The 19,687-nt window shown below is 59.9% G+C and carries 16 protein-coding genes and 1 riboswitch; of the genes, 7 read left to right on the top strand and 9 right to left on the bottom strand.

The genetic code is table 11. The features are described 5' to 3' along the window. Window positions 1-164 precede the first annotated feature (164 nt). Both murI and btuB read right to left on the bottom strand, forming a co-directional pair. Entirely contained in the window at window positions 165-1,028 is an 864-nt protein-coding gene (murI, locus tag ACJ8IM_RS23365; RefSeq protein WP_033654543.1) for a glutamate racemase, read from the bottom strand. Continuing rightward, window positions 973-2,844, bottom strand: coding sequence for a TonB-dependent vitamin B12 receptor BtuB (gene btuB / locus ACJ8IM_RS23360; protein WP_033649900.1), 1,872 nt, complete (start codon window positions 2,842-2,844; stop codon window positions 973-975). The genes murI and btuB overlap by 56 nt, the downstream gene beginning before the upstream one ends. Window positions 2,845-2,913: 69 nt before the next feature. Further along, window positions 2,914-3,133, bottom strand: a riboswitch (cobalamin riboswitch). 115 nt (window positions 3,134-3,248) lie between these two features. Here btuB and trmA point away from each other — a divergent pair. Beyond that, entirely contained in the window at window positions 3,249-4,352 is a 1,104-nt protein-coding gene (gene trmA / locus ACJ8IM_RS23355; RefSeq protein ID WP_033654542.1) for a tRNA (uridine(54)-C5)-methyltransferase TrmA, read from the top strand. Window positions 4,353-4,386: 34 nt separating this feature from the next. Here trmA and ACJ8IM_RS23350 read toward each other — a convergent pair whose 3' ends face one another. Continuing rightward, window positions 4,387-4,758, bottom strand: coding sequence for a YijD family membrane protein (locus tag ACJ8IM_RS23350; protein WP_033649905.1), 372 nt, complete (start codon window positions 4,756-4,758; stop codon window positions 4,387-4,389). 15 nt (window positions 4,759-4,773) lie between these two features. After that, window positions 4,774-5,406, bottom strand: a complete 633-nt coding sequence (gene fabR, locus ACJ8IM_RS23345) for an HTH-type transcriptional repressor FabR (protein WP_004931044.1) — start codon at window positions 5,404-5,406, stop codon at window positions 4,774-4,776. Window positions 5,407-5,623: 217 nt separating this feature from the next. Between fabR and sthA the strand changes: the two genes are divergently transcribed. Further along, a complete protein-coding gene (sthA, locus tag ACJ8IM_RS23340) occupies window positions 5,624-7,021 on the top strand; it encodes a Si-specific NAD(P)(+) transhydrogenase (protein WP_004931047.1) in 1,398 nt (465 codons plus the stop codon). Here sthA and oxyR read toward each other — a convergent pair. After that, window positions 7,004-7,921: a DNA-binding transcriptional regulator OxyR gene (gene oxyR, locus ACJ8IM_RS23335; protein WP_033636422.1), complete on the bottom strand. Its 918-nt coding sequence runs from the start codon at window positions 7,919-7,921 to the stop codon at window positions 7,004-7,006. The two genes, sthA and oxyR, sit on opposite strands and share 18 nt — an antisense overlap. A gap of 151 nt (window positions 7,922-8,072) precedes the next feature. Between oxyR and ACJ8IM_RS23330 the strand changes: the two genes are divergently transcribed. From ACJ8IM_RS23330 to ACJ8IM_RS23320, 3 genes are all read left to right on the top strand, one after another. Further along, on the top strand, window positions 8,073-8,804 hold the full coding sequence (locus ACJ8IM_RS23330; RefSeq protein WP_019452251.1) for a glutathione peroxidase: 732 nt from the start codon (window positions 8,073-8,075) through the stop codon (window positions 8,802-8,804). A gap of 72 nt (window positions 8,805-8,876) precedes the next feature. Further along, window positions 8,877-10,325: a dihydrolipoyl dehydrogenase gene (locus ACJ8IM_RS23325; RefSeq protein WP_033654541.1), complete on the top strand. Its 1,449-nt coding sequence runs from the start codon at window positions 8,877-8,879 to the stop codon at window positions 10,323-10,325. A gap of 182 nt (window positions 10,326-10,507) precedes the next feature. After that, window positions 10,508-10,834, top strand: coding sequence for a type II toxin-antitoxin system HicB family antitoxin (locus ACJ8IM_RS23320; protein WP_033654540.1), 327 nt, complete (start codon window positions 10,508-10,510; stop codon window positions 10,832-10,834). Between the two features lie 36 nt (window positions 10,835-10,870). On the opposite strand, the gene argH is transcribed toward ACJ8IM_RS23320, so the two are convergent. The 4 genes from argH to argC all read right to left on the bottom strand — a co-directional run bounded on the left by argH (window position 10,871) and on the right by argC (window position 15,357). Further along, on the bottom strand, window positions 10,871-12,244 hold the full coding sequence (gene argH / locus ACJ8IM_RS23315) for an argininosuccinate lyase (protein ID WP_033636426.1): 1,374 nt from the start codon (window positions 12,242-12,244) through the stop codon (window positions 10,871-10,873). Window positions 12,245-12,312: 68 nt separating this feature from the next. Next, window positions 12,313-13,533 (bottom strand): argininosuccinate synthase, encoded by a 1,221-nt coding sequence (locus ACJ8IM_RS23310; protein ID WP_033649897.1) that lies wholly within the window; start codon window positions 13,531-13,533, stop codon window positions 12,313-12,315. Between the two features lie 25 nt (window positions 13,534-13,558). Continuing rightward, a complete protein-coding gene (argB, locus tag ACJ8IM_RS23305) occupies window positions 13,559-14,332 on the bottom strand; it encodes an acetylglutamate kinase (RefSeq protein ID WP_033636427.1) in 774 nt (257 codons plus the stop codon). Window positions 14,333-14,352: 20 nt separating this feature from the next. Beyond that, window positions 14,353-15,357, bottom strand: coding sequence for an N-acetyl-gamma-glutamyl-phosphate reductase (argC, locus tag ACJ8IM_RS23300; RefSeq protein WP_033654539.1), 1,005 nt, complete (start codon window positions 15,355-15,357; stop codon window positions 14,353-14,355). Window positions 15,358-15,573: 216 nt separating this feature from the next. On the opposite strand from argC, the gene argE reads away from it, so the two are divergent. Both argE and ppc read left to right on the top strand, forming a co-directional pair. Further along, complete coding sequence (gene argE / locus ACJ8IM_RS23295) at window positions 15,574-16,719, top strand: acetylornithine deacetylase (RefSeq protein ID WP_033649896.1); 1,146 nt, start codon at window positions 15,574-15,576, stop codon at window positions 16,717-16,719. A gap of 257 nt (window positions 16,720-16,976) precedes the next feature. Continuing rightward, complete coding sequence (ppc, locus tag ACJ8IM_RS23290) at window positions 16,977-19,613, top strand: phosphoenolpyruvate carboxylase (RefSeq protein WP_033638623.1); 2,637 nt, start codon at window positions 16,977-16,979, stop codon at window positions 19,611-19,613. Window positions 19,614-19,687 lie beyond the last annotated feature (74 nt).

The following is a 19,687-nucleotide window of genomic DNA, read 5'->3' as shown; positions in this document are numbered from 1 at the left end:
TAGCCCGGAGAGTCAAGCGTTTATTTCGCTGTCTTCTCGCTGACCCGGCGGCTTGTCAGTCGTTGTTCCCGGTCAGTGGAGGCGCATTATAGGGAGTTCTCGGCAGGCCGCAACCCCTATTTTCAATATTTTTTCCGACCGTTGAATGTTTAACCAAAACACCGTTAAAGCGGCAGTTTTTTCAACGATTTAAAGCCGTAGCTCTGCAAAACGGGCAATAAAGCGTCAGTATCTTCATTCAACGCCATGCAATAGGCCAGATTCTCTTCCTGGCTCGAGACCAGATTTTCCTGCGTCGAGATGAGCCAGGCGGTACGACGGGCAATCGCCGCGCCGGAATCCACCAGCCGGGTGCCTTCCGGCAACACTTGCATCAGCTCTTCAGCTAATAGAGGGAAATGGGTGCAGCCCAGCACGACGGTATCCGGCGGCTCGCGCATGCTCAGCCACGGATGCAGGATCTTCTTCAGTACCGGCAACGGCACGGCTTCGCCGTGCAGCTTGGCCTCCGCCAACTCCACCAGCTCTGAAGAGCCCAGCAGTTCAATCTTGCAGTCGGTAGCGAAACGGGAAATCAGTTCGTGGGTGTAGCTGCGTTGTACGGTGCCGCGGGTCGCCAACAGGCCGACGATGCCGTTAACGGTAAGACGGGCGGCAGGCTTGATGGCGGGCACCACGCCCACGACCGGGAAGCTGAAACGCTCGCGCAGGGCCGGCAAGGAAACGGTGCTGGCGGTGTTGCAGGCAATGACGACAATCGCCAGAGGATGCCGCTGCTGCACTGCGCCGACAATTTCCAGCACGCGCTCAACGATAAACTCTTCGGACTTCTCACCGTAGGGGAACGCCACGTTGTCGAAAGCGTATATATAGTGGAGATCCGGCAGCAACTGCCGAATCTCCTGATATACCGACAGCCCGCCGACGCCGGAATCGAAAACCAGCACCGTCGGGCGAGGTGTGGCGGTGCTGTTAGAAGGTATAGCTTCCAGTGAGGTAGTATTCTCTTCCTGGAGTAGCGTAGCCATAGGCCGTCTCATAATCTTTATCAAACAGGTTGGCAATTCTACCACGAACTGTCAGATGAGATGTGACCGGATACGAAACTGCGAGATCCCACAGGCTCACGCCGCCGAGTTTCACACTCTGCTCCGGATAGGTACTGTAGTCCTTGTCATAACGTTGACCCAAATATTGATAAGTCACCGCCCAGTCAAAGTCATACAGCTGCCAGTCCAGCTCATATTTCACCTGCTGTTTGGCGCGGCGCAGCAGCACTTCGTGAGTTTTTGCGTTGCGCGGATCGACATAATCGTAACCAATCTGGTGCGTCAGCGGGCCGGTATCAAAAGACGCCGTCGCTTCAATCCCTTTGATGGTCGCCTTACCCACGTTGTAGTAGACGTAGTTGGTTTCCCCCGTGGAATCGATCAAATTGTCGATGTCGTTGCGATAACCGGAGATGCGCCAGGTCACCGGCCCGGTCAGCCCTTCAAAACCGCCTTCCCACTGCTTGCTTTCTTCCGGCTTCAGATCGGTGTTATTGCCAAAGTTGCCGTATAGCTGGCCCATATTGGGTGCTTTGAACGCCGTGCCATACGACGCGATAAAACGGTATCCCTCGACGAACTCCCAGGCCGCGCTGGTTTGCCAGGTGCCGTGCCAGCCAAACTCGGAATGATCGTCACCCCGAACCGCGCCTTCCAGCGTCACCGGGCCAACCAGTTGCTGCGCGGTCAGATAGATGCCTGCATCACGTTGGCTTTTTTCACCCTTTACGGTGGTAGAGTCCGGTTTGATTTTCTGTTGCTGCCAGTCGACGCCAGAGCTTACGGTACCCTGTCCAACCTGCAGCGTATTGCCCCACTGCAGGTTGTACTGTTCGGAATCCACCAGGCTGGCCGAGCTGTCATGCATACCGCGGCGAGGATCGTAATCGTAATCCTTGCTATGGCTGTAGCTGCCGGTCAATTGTGTTGCGTAAATGCCTTCTTTATAACGCAATCCGGTATCCCAGGTTTGGCTGTACAGCTTGCGAGTATCGAGCAGAGAGCTGGCCGGAGAGGAATAGTAACTATCGTACGCCGTGCGGTTGTCGTAGCCATACCCACGTACAAAACCGCTGACCGATTCGCTGAACTGATGCTCAAGCGCACCATACAGTGATTTACTCATAAAACCATCGCGATCCTGCTGGCTTTGCATACCGGTACTGCCATAGGCCACCACGTCATACCCTTTGGTATAGGTGTAGTCGCCCGCCACCGTCGCCACGGTGCTGTCGCCCAGCTGCTGTTGGGTCGACGCGTCATAGGATTGATAGCCGTTGGAGCCGAGGCCGGCGGAAAGCGTCGTGCCGTTCTTTTCGCGGGTGGTAATGATGTTGACCACGCCGCCGATGGCGTCGGAGCCGTACACCGCCGAACGCGGGCCGCGGATGTATTCGACTTTCTGCACCAGCGAAATTGGGATTTGGCTAAGATCGGAAGAGCCGCTGACGCCCGCCTGATTAAGGCGAATGCCGTCAATTAGCACCAGCACGTGGCTGGAGTTGGTGCCGCGAATAAACAGCGAGCTCTTTTGCCCCAGCCCGCCGTTCTGGCCAACATCCACGCCCGGCAGGCGGCGCATCACGTCGGTCAGGCTCTTGGCCTGCCAGCGATCGATATCGTTGCGGGTGACGATGGAAGTCGGCGCCAGCACGGAAGAAACCGGCTGCGGGAAGCGGTTGGCGGTCACCACCAGGTTATCGCCATTCGTGGTTGTGGTGTTGTCTTGCGCCCATCCAGAAAAAGCCGTGACGGAGGAAACCACCGCCAGCAGCGTATTTTTTGTAATTGTCATGAGAAAAGCATCCAAACTTAATTGGCGGATGCCGCAGGATCATGGCCGATAGTTCGCGACGGCCACGGACATTGCGACGTAACACCGGCAGGTCTTCGGGCTTGGGATTTGCAGGCCGCGGGGCGCGACCGGCAACGGGCGATGACTTCCCATCCTGCAATGGACAGTGTCTGCGTCGAAACGCTATCGCCGTGACTTCCCCTTACCGCTGCGCGTCAGCTCCGGATTCACACCGGATTCCCTTTTCACTCGCTGCTTGAGGCCGGACGGCAATGCTACGATCAATGAAAATAGATGTCTAGACTGCTACTAATGTTACAAATAATAAACGCGACAAAACTGGACTTCACGGGCTGATTCCCTACAATCCCCGCTGATCAAATTTGCCTGACGAGAAGACACACATGACGCCCGAGAATTTGCCTATTGAACGTTACGATGACCAACTGGCGGAGAAAGTCGCCCGCCTGAAGACGTTGATGTCACCGTTCGCGGCGCCCGAGCCGGAAGTGTTCCGCTCGCCAGTCGATCACTACCGCATGCGCGCCGAATTCCGCATCTGGCACGACGCGGACGACATGTACCACATCATGTTCGATCAGCAGACCAAGCAGCGTATTCGCGTCGATCGGTTCCCGGCCGCCAGCGAACTGATCAACCGCCTGATGAGCGCCCTGATCGCCGCGCTGAAACCGGAACCGATCCTGCGCCACAAGCTGTTCCAGATCGATTATCTGTCGACGCAAAGCGGCAAAATCATCGCTTCGTTGCTGTATCACCGCAAGCTGGATGACGTTTGGCAACGGCACGCCGAGCTGCTGCGTGACGATCTGCGCGCGCAGGGTTTCGACCTGCAGCTGATCGGCCGGGCATCGAAGACCAAAATCATGCTCGACCAGGATTATGTTGACGAAGTGCTGCCGGTCGCCGGCCGCGACATGATCTACCGCCAGGTGGAAAACAGCTTCACTCAGCCCAACGCGGCCATGAACGTGCAGATGCTGGAATGGGCGCTGGCGGTGACCGCCGGTTCCAAAGGCGATTTGCTGGAGCTGTATTGCGGCAACGGCAACTTCTCGCTGGCGCTGGCGCGCAATTTCGAGCGCGTGCTGGCGACCGAGATTGCCAAACCGTCGGTGGCGGCGGCGCAGTACAACATCGCCGCCAACCATATCGACAACGTGCAGATCATTCGCATGGCGGCGGAAGACTTCACCCAGGCGATGAACGGGGTGCGCGAATTCAACCGATTGAAAGGCATCGATCTGAGCGGCTACAACTGCGAGACGATTTTCGTCGATCCGCCGCGCAGCGGGCTGGACGAGGAAACGGTGAAGATGGTGCAGGCCTACCCGCGCATTCTCTATATCTCATGCAATCCGGAAACGCTGTGCGCCAACCTGGAAACGCTGCAGGCCACGCACCGGGTCAGCCGCCTGGCGCTGTTCGATCAGTTCCCGTATACCCATCACATGGAATGCGGCGTGTTGCTGGAAAAGCACCGCTGATACGACAGGGGCGCCATCATGGCGCCCCGTTTCATTACGACTCTTGAGTCGGCGCATCCGGCGCCTTACGCGCCTTCAGTTTCATCCCGATCCACAGCACCAACGCCACGCAGATCACCGACGGCAGGAAGTTGGAACCGATCTGCGGGTATTCGGCGCGCACGATGGCGCTGTACATCAGCAGCCCCAGCAGGAAACAGGCCGCCGCAAGCTTCGGCATGCCGTCCGGCATAGCGCGGTTCAGGTAACGCTGATGTAGGCAGTACACCGCCAGCACCAACGCAATCAGCGGGAAGATCGAAAACGGCACCACCGAGCTGAACAGCGCGGCAAACGAACCGTTGATCGAAAGGCCGGCAATCAACGCCAGCAGTAAGGTGCCATTTTCACGGCCTGGTTTTTCCATCATTTTTTACCTTTTTTATACGTGGGACACAGAAGCTTTTTCTTGTTCGCGGCGATACCAGTAATACGCCCCTTTGGAGATCATCCGCAGCTGCAGCACCAGCCGCTCTTCCAGCTGCTGCCGCTGCTCGACGTCGATATCCAGCGCTTCCGCGCCGGCGCTGAACACGATGGTGACCATCGCTTCCGCCTGCGCTTCGGTAAAGCTGCGCGGCATGTGGTTTTCCAACTCGAGGTAGTCCGCCAGTTCGGCGATGAAATGCTGGATCTCGCGCGCCACCGCCGCACGGAATGCCGCCGACGTGCCGGAACGCTCGCGCAGCAGCAGGCGGAAGGCGTTCGGGTTGTTGCCGATAAATTCCATAAAGGTGGACACCGAGGTGCGGATCACGCTGCCGCCCTTGGCGATGCGTTGGCGCGCCTGGCGCATCAACTGGCGCAGCATCAGGCCGCTTTCGTCCACCATGGTCAGCCCCAGCTCATCCACATCGCGGAAATGGCGGTAAAACGACGTGGGCGCGATGCCCGCCTCGCGTGAAACTTCCCGCAGGCTCAGGCTGGCGAAGCTGCGTTCGGCGCTCAGCTGGCTGAATGCGGCTTCGATCAGGGAACGACGAGTCCGTTCTTTTTGTTGTGCTCTGACGCCCATATGCATATCCGGATAGGTTCCATTCTCTCAGTCTAACGCCCTAGACTCGGCAATATAGCAAATTTTATTGCAACAGCATTTATACTAACGCGCTCTATCACACTTCCGCCCTGAGCCGATTGTGCTTTGCCTCAAAAAGCCTAATGGTGATTGGGTGAGCAGCGCTATGATGTTAAGATACCGTTGTAATCTTGTATAAAAAACAGGTCTCTCCTACATGCAACAGCACTATCAATTTGATGCCATTGTGATTGGCTCGGGCCCTGGTGGTGAAGGTGCCGCCATGGGGCTGGTGAAACAGGGCGCCCGCGTGGCCGTTATCGAACGGTACAACAACGTAGGCGGCGGATGTACCCACTGGGGCACCATCCCTTCCAAAGCCCTCCGCCACGCCGTCAGCCGCATTATCGAATTCAACCAGAACCCGCTTTACAACAACTCGCGCACGCTCAGCGCGACCTTCCCTGACATTTTACGCCACGCCGATAACGTCATCAGCCAGCAAACCCGCATGCGCCAAGGGTTCTATGAGCGGAACCAGTGCAAACTGTTCGCCGGCGACGCGCGTTTCATCGACGCCAACACCGTCAGCGTCAGCTATATGGATGGCACTCAGGACACCATCCGCGCCGACCACATCGTGATCGCCTGCGGCTCGCGCCCTTATCACCCGGCCAGCGTCGATTTCAATCACCCGCGCATCTACGACAGCGATTCCATTCTCGAGCTGAGCCATGAACCGCGCCACGTGATCATTTACGGCGCCGGGGTGATCGGCTGCGAATACGCGTCTATCTTCCGCGGTCTGAACGTCAAGGTCGATCTGATCAACACCCGCGATCGCCTGCTGGCATTCCTCGATCAGGAGATGTCGGATTCGCTCTCTTACCACTTCTGGAACAACGGCGTGGTGATCCGCCACAACGAGGAGTTCGAGAAGATTGAAGGCACCGAAGACGGCGTGATCGTGCACCTGAAGTCCGGCAAGAAGGTGAAAGCGGACTGCCTGCTGTACGCCAACGGCCGTACCGGCAACACAGATTCGCTGGGGTTGGAAAACGTCGGCCTGGAATCGGACAGCCGCGGGCTGCTGAAGGTGAACAGCATGTACCAAACCGCGCTGTCGCACATCTATGCGGTCGGTGACGTGATCGGCTATCCGAGCCTGGCTTCCGCCGCCTACGATCAGGGCCGCATCGCCGCGCAGGCGATCGCTTCCGGCGAAGCCAGCGGTCACCTAATCGAAGATATCCCGACCGGCATCTACACCATTCCGGAAATCAGCTCCGTCGGCAAAACCGAGCAGGAACTGACGGCGATGAAGGTGCCGTATGAAGTGGGCCGCGCCCAGTTCAAGCATCTGGCGCGCGCGCAGATCGCCGGGATGAACGTAGGCAGCCTGAAGATCCTGTTCCATCGCGACACCCTGCAGATCCTCGGGATCCACTGCTTCGGCGAGCGTGCGGCGGAGATCATCCACATCGGTCAGGCGATCATGGAACAGAAAGGTGAAGGCAATACTATCGAGTATTTCGTTAATACGACCTTCAACTATCCGACCATGGCCGAAGCCTACCGGGTGGCGGCGCTTAACGGCTTAAACCGCCTGTTTTAACGCGTTGTCGATGTAGCCCTGCATGTGCTCGCGGATCGCTTCGGCCAACTGCTCATAACGGCTGCGCAGTGGGGAACCGGGGCGATACACCAACGCGATGGTGCGCTTCGGTTCCGGCTTGTAGCAATCCAGATAGCAGACGCCGTCGCGTTCGCGCTGCGGCGGCACCGCCAGTGACGGCAGCAGGGTAATGCCGCTGCCGGCCGCGACCATATTGCGCAGCGTTTCCAGACTGGTGGCGCGGAAGTGGGTATCTTCGTCCGCGCCCGCCTGGAAGCAGAAGCCCATCGCCTGATCGCGCAGGCAGTGGCCATCCTCCAGCATCAGCAGCTTCTCTCCCGCCAAATCCGGCATCGCCACGCGCTCGCGCTGCGCCCACGGGTGATCGGAATACACCGCCAGCTTCATCGGTTCATCGAACAGAGGCACTTCGATAAACGCCTCGGTTTCCTTCACCAATGCCAGAATGGCGCAGTCCAATTTGCCGCTGTCGAGTTGCGCCAGCAGTTGCTGGGTTTGCGCTTCGTGCAGGTACATTTCCAGTTTCGGGAAGGTTTTGTGCAGCGTCGGGATGATCTGCGGCAGCAGATAAGGCCCCACGGTCGGGATCAGGCCGATGTGCAGCGGCCCGGACATGGCTTCGCCCTGCTGGCTGGCCATCTCCTTCAATACTTTCACTTCGCGCAGCACGGTACGCGCCTGCTCCACCAGCAGCAGACCCGCCTGGGTGAACAGCACCTTGCGGCTGGTGCGCTCGAGCAGCATGACGCCCAACTCGTCTTCCAGCTTGCGGATCTGCCCGCTCAGCGTGGGTTGGCTTACATGGCATGAATCGGCCGCGCGGCGGAAGTGCCGGTGCTCGGCCAAGGCGACCAGATACTCTAAATCACGAATATTCATTGTTTCCCTCCATTCCATGATAGCTCATGGCGATAGATAAGATAGCAATGAGCGATTAGATCTATCAACCCCCAGCGACAATAATGTGTCCCAACGAAGCGATATCGCGCTAAATGCTAAAAATTAATTTTGCTAATTAAGGGGTTAATCAATGTTTACCAGTCAAGAAGGCAAGAAAGTTCCTCAGGTTACTTTCCACACCCGTCAGGGCGACCAATGGATTGATGTGACCACTGATGACCTGTTCAAAAACAAAACCGTTATCGTGTTCTCGCTGCCGGGCGCATTTACGCCAACCTGTTCTTCGAGCCATCTGCCGCGCTACAACGAACTGTCCAGCGTATTCAAGCAGCACGGCGTCGACGGCATTCTGTGCGTCTCGGTGAACGATACCTTCGTGATGAACGCCTGGAAAGCCGATCAACATGCGGAAAACATCACCTTCGTGCCGGACGGCAACGGTGAATTCACCAAAGGCATGAACATGCTGGTCGAGAAAGCGGATCTGGGCTTTGGCCCGCGTTCATGGCGCTACTCGATGCTGGTGCGCGACGGCGTGGTCGAGAAAATGTTCGTCGAACCGAACAAGCCGGGCGACCCGTTTGAAGTGTCCGACGCCGACACCATGCTGAAATACCTGGCGCCGGAATTCAAAGTGCAGGAGTCGGTCTCCCTGTTCACCAAGCCGGGCTGCCCATTCTGCGCCAAAGCCAAGCAAATGCTGCAAGAGCGCGGCATTCAGTATGAAGAGATCGTACTGGGCAAAGACGCCACCACCGTCAGCCTGCGCGCCGTCAGCGGCCGCGCCACGGTGCCGCAAGTATTCATCGGCGGCCGTCACATCGGCGGCAGCGACGATCTGGAAACTTTCCTGTCAGCTTAATAAGTAATAACAAAGCCAACGTGAACTTTGGCGGGCTACGGCCCGCCCTTTTTTTACCTTTCAGGAGCGGATATGAAACTGTTGAACGTTGATGTTGCGGTCATCGGCGGCGGCACCGCAGGGCTCGGCGCCTATCGCGCGGCCAAACTGTCTACCCCCAGCGTGGTGATGATCGAAGGCGGGCCTTACGGCACCACCTGTGCGCGCGTTGGCTGCATGCCATCCAAATTATTGATAGCCTCCGCCGAAGCGGTGCATCAAATCGAACGCGCGCCGGGCTTTGGCGTGCACCCAACCGGTACAACCCGCATCGACGGGCGCGAAGTGATGGCGCGCGTCAAACGCGAACGCGATCGCTTCGTCGGCTTCGTGCTGGAAGGCGTGGACGAGATCCCGGCCGGCGACAAAATTCAGGGCTATGCCCGCTTTATCGACGACAACACGCTGCAGGTCGACGAGCATACGCGCATCGTGGCGCAGCGCATCGTGATCGCCACCGGTTCCCGCCCCAGCTGGCCGGCGCCGTGGAACGAACTGGGCGATCGTCTGATCGTCAACGACGATCTGTTCAACTGGGATGATTTGCCGCAGTCCGTAGCGGTATTCGGCCCTGGCGTCATCGGGCTCGAGCTGGGGCAAGCGCTGCACCGCCTCGGTGTCGACACCAAGGTCTTCGGCATCGGCGGCGCCGTCGGGCCGCTGACCGACAGCGCCGTGCGCGACTACGCCGCCAACGCGCTGGGGGAAGAGTTCTATCTCGACGCCGACGTGAAGGTAGAGATGATGCAGCGCGAAGGCGACCGCGTATTTATCCGCTATCGGGATCTGCAGGGCCAACCGCAGGAGATCCTGGTGGACTACGTGCTGGCCGCCACCGGCCGCCGCCCCAACGTCGATCGGCTGGGCCTCGAAAACACCGGCTTACAGCTCGACGCCCGAGGCGTGCCGTTGGCCGACCGCCTGACGATGCAAACCAGCGTGCCGCATATTTTCATTGCCGGCGACGCCAGCAACCAGCTGCCGCTGCTGCATGAGGCCAGCGATCAGGCGCACATCGCCGGCGCCAACGCCGGCAGCTTCCCGGAGATCAATCCGGGCCTGCGCCGCAGCGCGATTTCAGTGGTGTTCTCCGATCCGCAGATCGCCATGGTCGGCTCGACCTTCCGCGAGCTGAGCGAGAAGTTCAGCGCCTGCGGCTGCTTTGAAGTGGGCAAGGTCTCGTTTGAGAATCAGGGCCGCTCGCGGGTGATGCTGCGCAACAAAGGCATTCTGCACGTCTACGGCGAGCAAGGCACCGGCCGTTTCCTCGGCGCGGAAATGATCGGCCCGGACGCCGAACACATCGCGCACCTGTTGGCCTGGGCGCATCAGCAACAGATGACCGTCGATCAGATGCTGGACATGCCGTTCTATCACCCGGTGATCGAGGAAGGCTTGCGCACTGCGCTGCGTGACCTGCAGGCGAAACTCAAACTCGGCACGACCGAAATCGAGCGCTGCCAGCGCTGCCCGGGCGAATAACCTCTCATTCTCCGCTCATCCCCACCGGGCCTTCAGGCCCGGTTTTTTTGCGCAGCACTTTCCACATTTTCCTCCCTCCTCTTGCCTCACGGCCCTTCTGCGTTCATTTTTTATGCTTCGACATTGAAGTGATACCAATAACGATACTAGAATAAAGAAGGGAGCCAGAATGGAGGAAGAACATGGAAAAGCATGAACACTATACCTATCGCATCACCTGGTCAGCGGATGATCGTGAATATGTCGGGCTATGCGCCGAATTCCCCTCGCTGTCCTGGTTGGCCGCCACGCGTAGCGGCGCGCTGGAGGGTATCGAAAAAGTGGTGAGCGAAACGATCGCCGATATGTTGGCGCAAGGCGAAACGCCGCCGCAGGCGCTGGCGGAAAAGAACTTCAGCGGAAAACTGGTGTTGCGCATGACGCCGGAACAGCATCGGCGGCTGGCGATCGGCGCGATGGAGGAAGGCGTGAGCCTGAACCGTTATCTGTGCGCACGACTGGCGGGGTAGAGGTTCAAGGGCGGCACCGGGCCGCCCTTGTCGTCGTCAAGCCAAACGCTGTTTCGCTGCGGCGATTGCCGCGGCCACCTGCTGCGGTGCGACGCCGCCTTTGGCCGCACGCTTGTCCAGGCAGGATTGCAAGGCCAGGATCGGGTAAACGTCGTCGCCGATCGTTGCGCTGAACTGCTGCAAGTCCGCCAGTGGCAGCGCTTCCAGCGGTTTGCCCTGGCGAATCGCTTCTACCACCGCCTCGCCGACGATATGGTGCGCCTCGCGGAACGGCACGCCCTTGGCGACCAGGTAATCCGCCAGTTCGGTGGCGTTGGCATAGCCCTGCTCCGCCGCTTCCTGGCAGCGCGGGCGCTTCACCTGAATGCCGTCCAGCACCAGCGCCGCCATCTGCAGGCAGTCCATCCAGGTGTCGAGCGCGTCGAACAGCCCTTCTTTATCTTCCTGCATGTCTTTGTTGTACGCCAGCGGCAGGCCTTTCAGCGTCATCATCATGCCGGTCAGCGCGCCCTGCACGCGGCCGCACTTGCCGCGGATCAGCTCCAGCGCGTCCGGGTTTTTCTTCTGCGGCATCAGCGAAGAGCCGGAGGTCACGCGGTCGGACAGCTCGACAAACGCCGCTTCACCGCTGTTGAAGAAGATCAGGTCTTCGGCGAAGCGCGACAGGTGCACCATGCTGATGGCAGCATTGGACAGCAGCTCCAGCACGTGATCGCGATCGGATACGCTGTCCAGGCTGTTGCGGGTCGCCGAGGCGAAGCCCAGCCAGCCGGCCAGCTGCTCGCGATCGATAGGATAAGCGGTGCCGGCCAGCGCGCCGCTGCCCAGCGGGCTGACGTCCAGCCGTTTCAGGGTATCCTGCAGGCGGCTCTCATCGCGCGCCAGCATCTCGACATAGGCCAGGCACCAGTGCGCGAAAGTCACCGGCTGCGCGCGTTGCAGGTGGGTATACCCCGGCATCACCGCATCCTGGTTGGCTTCGGCGGTTTCCACCAGCGCCTGCTGCAGCTGGACGATCGCCTGATGCAGATCGCCGACTTGCTGTTTGCACCACAGCTTCAGATCGGTCGCGACCTGATCGTTGCGGCTGCGGCCGGTGTGCAGCTTCTTGCCCAAATCGCCGACCTTCTCGATCAGCTTCTGCTCCACCCAGCTGTGGATGTCTTCGGCATCGCTTTGGACGATCGCCAAAGGATCGGCCTGAACTTCCGTCAGTAGCGCATTCAGCGCCTGCTCCAGCTGCTGTTGCTCCGTTGCCGTCAACACGTTAACGGTCACCAGCGCCTTCGACCAGGCCACCGAGCCCACGATATCCTGCTCCGCCAGGCGATAATCGAACCGCAGCGAATCATTGAGTTGCTTGAACCGCTGATCCGCCGCCTGAGTGAACCGTCCGCCCCAAAGTGCCATATCTTACTCCTGAATTTTTATGCGAAAGGGCGCAGCATGCTGCGCCCTTGCAGAGTCACGCCAATCGATTATTTATTCTTTTTCTCGTTCAACGCGCGGATGCGTGAAGACAGAGAGAACAGGCGGATAAAGCCGCCCGCGTGGCTGTGATCGTAAACTTCGTCTTCACCGAAGGTGGCGAACTCTTCGGAGTACAGGCTGTTGGCGGATTTTTTCTGGATCGCCGTCACCTGGCCTTTGTACAGCTGCAGCACCACTTCACCGTTCACCTCTTCAGCCAATGCTTCGGCAGAGGCCTGCAGCGAGCGGCGCAGCGGCGCGAACCAGCGACCGTCGTACACCACATAAGACATCTCCAGGCCCAGCTGCTCGCGCCATTTGAAGCTGTCGCGGTCCAGCACCAACTGCTCGACGGCGCGCAGCGCCGCCACCATGATGGTGCCCCCCGGGGTTTCATAGCAGCCGCGGGATTTGATGCCCACCAGGCGGTTTTCCACGATGTCGATACGGCCGACGCCGTGTTTGGCGCCCAGCGCGTTCAGGGTTTCCAGGCACTGGTACGGCGACAGCGCTTTACCGTTAACCGCCACAACGCGGCCTTTCTCAACGGTCACGGTCACCTGCTCAGGCTGGTCCGGCGCTTCCTGCGGATCGACGGTCCACACCCAGCAATCTTTGTTCGGCGCATTCCACGGGCTTTCCAGCACGCCGCCTTCGGTGGAGATGTGCCAGGCGTTTTCATCGCGGCTGTAGATCTTCTCCAGCGACGCGGTGGTCGGGATGTTGCGCTCTTTCAGGTAATCCAGCAGCGCTTCACGGGAACGCAGATTCCACTCACGCCACGGCGCCACCACTTTCAGCTGCGGCGCCAGCGCGGTGTAGGTGGTCTCGAAACGCACCTGATCGTTGCCTTTGCCGGTCGCACCGTGGCACAGCGCGTCGGCGCCCACTTTCAACGCCAGCTCGACCTGCGCCTTGGCGATGATCGGCCGCGCCATCGAGGTGCCCAGCAGGTAGCTGCCTTCGTACAGGGCGCCGGTCTGCAGCACCGGATAAACGTAATCGCGGATAAATTCTTCACGCAGATCGACCACGTGACATTCAGAGGCACCGGACTGCAGGGCTTTTTGCTCCACGCCTTCCAGATCGCTGCGCTCCTGACCGATGTCCGCCACGAACGCCACCACTTCACAGCCGCCGTAGTTCTCTTTCAGCCATGGAATGATGGCCGAGGTATCCAGGCCGCCGGAGTACGCCAGAACGATTTTTTTGATGCCTTGGTTTTGCATGATCTATTCCTTTCTAATTCTAAAATTAAGCGAGGATCCGGGTGCCAATCGACACGCCGTTAAACAAAGCAGGAAGCTGATCGGCATGGCGCCAGCTGGCGATATCCACCGGGCGGCCGAGGGTGCGGGCTGCGTCGAGCGCCGCATTCACCTTCACCACCATACCATCGGTGATAATGCCTTGCGCGATCAGTTGTTCCGCTTTTTGCGCCGTCATTTCCGCAATGCGTTGCCCCTTGCCGTCGAGGATGCCGCTGACGTCCGACAGCAGGATCAGATCCGCCCCCAGCGTCGCCGCCAGCGCCGTCGCCGCCTGATCGGCGTTCACGTTCATTAACTGCCCATCGGCGGTGATGCCGATGGAGCTGACAACCGGCAGGTAGCCGGCGCTCAGCAGGGTATTGAGCAGCGCGGGGGAACCGGGCTGCGCGTTGCCGACGTGGCCCAATGCCGGATCGAGCGGGGTCACGACTGCGCTGCCGCCGTCCGCCAGGCTCAGGCCGACGGCGTTGATTTGGTGTTTAATCGCCCACGCCAGCAGCGTTTTGTTGGCGGTGCCGGCCAGCGCGCCGGTGATGATGTCGATCTGATCGGCCGGCGTGACCCGCAGGCCGTTCTTTTTCACTACCGGCAAAGAGAGCTGCTTCATCAGTTCGTCCACCACGCAGCCGCCGCCGTGCACGATCACCAGCGGGCGCTGATGCTGCTGCCGGTAACTGTCCAGCGCGGTAAACAGACGCTCCAGCGCTTCTTCACTGTCTAATAACACGCCACCTAACTTGATAATTAACGGGTTCATTGCTGTTTACTCACGCTGGTTTAAAGGAGTGACTGGGTTTCCGGGAAGCCGAAACGGATATTCAGGCATTGCACCGCCTGCGCCGCCGCGCCTTTCAGCAGGTTGTCTTCCACCGCCACGGCAATCAGATGCTCGCCCTGCACCGCAAAGCCGATGTCGCAGAACGGCAGCCCCACCACCGCTTTCAGCGCCGGCACGCCCTGGTCGTACAACCGCACCAGCGGCTTGTCGTCATAGGCGACGTGATAGGCGGCGGCCACGTCCTGCGCGGTCACGCCGGCCTTCAGGCGGCAGGTGATGGTTTCAAGGATGCCGCGCGGGAAGTTGCCCAGGTGCGGCGTAAAGATGACCGGCACGCCCAGGTGCGCGGCGATCTCCGGCTGGTGCCGGTGGGTGAAAATACCGTACGGCTGCAGGCTCACTTCGCAGAAGCTGGTGGTCATGCTGGCCTTGCGACCGGCGCCGCTGACGCCGCTGGTGGCGTTGATCACCGGCCACTGGTCGAGGTTCAGCAGCTGTTTTTCGATCAACGGCTTCAGCGCCAGCTGCGCCGCCGTCGGGTAACAGCCCGGCACGGCAATCAGCTGCGCCTGTTTAATCTTGTCGCTCTGCCATTCCGCCAGGCCGTATACCGCCTGCTCCAGCAGGGCGCCATGCTGATGTTCAAAACCGTAGTACTGGCTATAAAAACCGGCGTCCTGCACGCGGAAGGCGCCCGACAGATCGAACACCACGCAGCCCGCCGCCAGGAAGGCCGGTGCGATATCGTGGCTGACTTCATGGGCGGTGGCGAGGAACACCACATCGATGCCCTGCGCCGCCTTGGCGACGTCAGTCAACGGCTGCAGCGGCAGATCGACGATACCTTTCAACTGGGGATGGAGATCGGAAAGCAACTTTCCTGCATCTGCACTTTGCGCTGAAACCGCTAAAGCGGTTATGTTCATGTGTGGGTGGCGATTCAGGTAAGCCGTGAGCTCCGCTCCGGCGTAACCGCTGGCACCAACGATCAGCGTATTCAACATGTGGCCTTTCACCTTCTAAACTGACGTGCGGTCGCTTGCGACCCAGGTAACAGGGCTAGCCAGCGTTGTTGCGCCGTTCACCCACGGAGCCAGGCGTTGATGCTTTTATAAACATCCGGGTATCGGGTTCCCTTACGCTTCGGCTTACTGTATTTTTATTCAAAATAAATGCATGAATATTGATACTATCCTAACCAAAGGCTGTCAACAGTGAAGATGAAATTACCTCCATTTATTGAGCTGTACCGGGCGTTGATCGCAACGAAGTCGATCAGCGCCACCGATGCCGGCCTCGATCAGAGCAATGAGGCGTTAATCAACTTGCTGGCCGGCTGGTTTGCCGACCTGGGCTTTCGCGTCGACGTACAGCCGGTGCCGGAATCGCGCCACAAATTCAACCTGCTGGCCAGCATCGGCGAAGGCAGCGGCGGCCTGCTGCTGGCCGGCCATACCGATACGGTGCCTTACGACGAAGGCCGCTGGACGCGCGATCCCTTCACCCTGACCGAGCACGACAACAAGCTCTACGGCCTGGGCACCGCCGACATGAAAGGCTTCTTCGCCTTTATTCTGGATGCGGTGCGCGATATCGATGCGAGCAAATTGACCAAGCCGCTGTACATTCTGGCGACCGCAGATGAAGAAACGACGATGGCCGGCGCACGTTATTTCGCCGCCTCCACCGCCATTCGTCCGGATTTCGCCATCATCGGCGAACCGACCTCGCTGCAGCCGGTGCGCGCGCACAAGGGCCACATGGCCAACGCCATTCGCATCGTCGGCCAGTCCGGCCACTCCAGCGATCCGGCGCGCGGCGTCAACGCCATCGATCTGATGCACGAATCCATCGGCCGCCTGATGGAGCTGCGCAAAACCCTGCAGGAGCGCTACAACAATCCGGCGTTCGCCGTGCCTTATCCCACCATGAACTTCGGCCATATCAGCGGCGGCGACGCGGCCAACCGCATCTGCGCCTGCTGCGAGCTGCACCTGGATATCCGCCCGCTGCCCGGCATGACGCTCGACAACATCAACGAGCTGATGCATCAGGCATTGGAGCCGGTGAGCCAACGCTGGCCGGGCCGCCTGACCATCGAAGAGCTGCACGCGTCGGTGCCGGGTTACGAATGCCCGACCGACCACCGCATGGTGGCGGTGATCGAGGAGCTGCTGGGCACCCGCACGCAGGTGGTCAACTACTGCACCGAAGCGCCGTTCGTGCAGCAGGTCTGTCCGACGTTGGTGCTCGGGCCCGGTTCCATCGATCAGGCCCACCAGCCGGACGAATACATCGACACCGCGTTTATCGAACCGACGCGCAAACTGCTGGGCCAGCTGGTCAATCACTTTTGCCGGCAGTAAACCCGACATTTAACAGGGGAAACGCGCTATGCTTCCCCTAACTCAAAATAAGTAGAAAACGGCGAAATAAGCCACGCTGATAACCGATGCGGCGTAATTAAATTTCAGAAAATGCGCCGATTTTGATGTTTTTTTGCTAAAAATAGTGTCAATTGACGATTGGACAGGAACGCGATGTGATCAGGCAGGCGGTCTGCGCCTGACGCGTGAAATTTATTTACAAGATAAAAATCATACAGAACTGGGTCAGGGGTTATATGAACGAACAATATTCGGCAATGCGCAGTAATGTCAGTATGCTCGGCAAATTGCTCGGCGATACCATCAAAGAAGCGCTGGGCGAGCATATTCTCGATCGCGTTGAGACCATCCGTAAGCTTTCCAAATCCTCACGCGCCGGCAACGAAGCGCATCGCCAGGAGCTGCTCTCCACCCTGCAGAACCTGTCCAACGACGAGCTGCTGCCGGTGGCGCGCGCCTTCAGCCAGTTCCTCAACCTGACCAACGTCGCCGAGCAGTACCACAGCATTTCGCCCAACGGCGAGGCCGCCAGCAACCCGGAAGCGCTGGCACAGCTGTTCAGCCGCCTCAAAGACAAAAAGCTCAGCGACAAAGAGCTGCAGCACGCGGTGTCGCAACTTTCCATCGAGCTGGTACTGACGGCGCACCCGACGGAGATCACCCGCCGCACCCTGATCCACAAGCTGGTGGAGGTCAACACCTGTCTCAGCCAGCTCGATCACAACGATCTGGCCGACTACGAGCGCAACAAGATCATGCGCCGCCTGCGCCAGCTGGTGGCCCAGTCGTGGCACACCGATGAAATTCGCAAACATCGCCCTTCCCCGATCGACGAAGCCAAATGGGGCTTTGCGGTGGTGGAAAACAGCCTGTGGGAAGGCGTGCCGGCGTTCCTGCGCGAGTTCAACGAGCAGTTGGAAAACTCCATCGATTACAGCCTGCCGGCGGAAGCGGTGCCGGTGCGCTTCACCTCCTGGATGGGCGGCGACCGCGACGGCAACCCGAACGTGACCGCCGAAATTACCCGCCATGTGCTGCTGCTCAGCCGCTGGAAAGCCTGCGACCTGTTCACCCGCGATATTCAGGTGCTGGTCTCCGAGCTGTCGATGACCGAATGTACCCCGGAGCTGCGCGCCCGCGCCGGCGGTGACGAGGTGCAGGAACCGTACCGCGAAATCATGAAGCAGCTGCGCAGCCAGCTGATGAGCTCCCAGGCCTATCTGGAAGGCCGCCTGAAGGGCGAACGCGTGCTGAAGCCGCACGACCTGCTGGTGAACAACGAGCAGCTGTGGGAGCCGCTGTATGCCTGCTACCAATCGCTGCAGGCCTGCGGCATGGGCATCATCGCCAACGGTCAGCTGCTGGATACCCTGCGCCGCGTGCGCTGCTTCGGCGTGCCGCTGGTGCGCATCGACGTGCGCCAGGAAAGCACCCGCCATACCGAGGCCATCGCCGAGCTGACCCGCTACCTGGGGCTGGGCGACTATGAAAGCTGGTCGGAAGCCGATAAACAGGCGTTCCTGATCCGCGAACTGAACTCCAAACGCCCGCTGGTGCCGCTGAAATGGCAACCGAGCGCCGACACGCAGGAAGTGCTGGAAACCTGCCGGGTGATCGCCGAAGCGCCGCAGGGCTCGATCGCCGCCTACGTGATTTCGATGGCGCGCACGCCTTCCGACGTGCTGGCGGTGCACCTGCTGCTGAAAGAGGCCGGTTGCCCGTTCGCGCTGCCGGTCGCTCCGCTGTTCGAAACTCTCGACGATCTGAACAACGCCGACGACGTAATGACCCAGCTGCTGAATATCGACTGGTATCGCGGCTTTATTCAGGGCAAACAGATGGTAATGATCGGCTACTCCGACTCGGCGAAAGACGCCGGCGTGATGGCCGCGTCCTGGGCGCAGTACCGCGCGCAGGACGCGTTGATCAAAACCTGTGAAAAAGCCGGCGTGGCGCTGACGCTGTTCCACGGCCGCGGCGGTTCCATCGGCCGCGGCGGCGCACCGGCGCATGCGGCGCTGCTGTCGCAGCCGCCGGGCAGCCTGAAGGGCGGCCTGCGCGTCACCGAACAGGGCGAGATGATCCGCTTCAAATTCGGCCTGCCTGAAGTCACCATCAGCAGCCTGGCGCTGTATGCCGGCGCGATCCTCGAGGCCAACCTGCTGCCGCCGCCGGAACCGAAGAAAGAATGGCGGGCGCTGATGGACGATCTGTCAGACACCTCCTGCCGGATGTATCGCGGCTACGTGCGTGAAAACCCGGACTTCGTGCCTTACTTCCGCGCGGCTACGCCGGAGCTGGAGCTGGGTAAACTGCCGCTGGGCTCACGCCCGGCCAAACGCAAGCCGAACGGCGGCGTAGAGAGCCTGCGCGCCATTCCGTGGATCTTCGCCTGGACGCAGAACCGCCTGATGCTGCCGGCCTGGCTCGGCGCCGGCGCCGGATTGCAGGAGGCGGTGAAAGCCGGCAAACAGGCGGAACTGGAGGCGATGTGTCGCGACTGGCCGTTCTTCTCCACCCGCATCGCCATGCTGGAAATGGTGTTCGCCAAGGCCGACCTGTGGCTGGCGGAATACTACGATCAGCGCCTGGTGGATAAATCGCTGTGGCCGCTGGGCCAACAGCTGCGCGATCAGCTGGAAAGCGACATCAAGGTGGTGCTGACCATCGCCAACGATGCCCACCTGATGGAAGACCTGCCGTGGATCGCCGAATCCATCGCGCTGCGCAACGTTTATACCGACCCGCTGAACGTCTTGCAGGCCGAGCTGCTGCACCGTTCACGCCAGCAGGAGCAGCCGGACGCCCGCGTCGAGCAGGCGCTGATGGTCACCATCGCCGGCGTCGCCGCCGGGATGCGCAACACCGGCTAGCGAGCCTCATCGCGGCCCCGTTTATCGGGGCCGTTTTTTTATGTCTTGTCTTCCCCACAAAAAAAGGGCGCCGC

Origin of the sequence: Serratia sp. CY33525, assembly GCF_052169115.1 — a bacterium.
In the GTDB taxonomy this organism is placed as follows: domain Bacteria; phylum Pseudomonadota; class Gammaproteobacteria; order Enterobacterales; family Enterobacteriaceae; genus Serratia; species Serratia sarumanii.
Note: the sequence above shows the minus strand (reverse complement) of the source record. Positions and strands in the feature narration are given on the sequence as shown.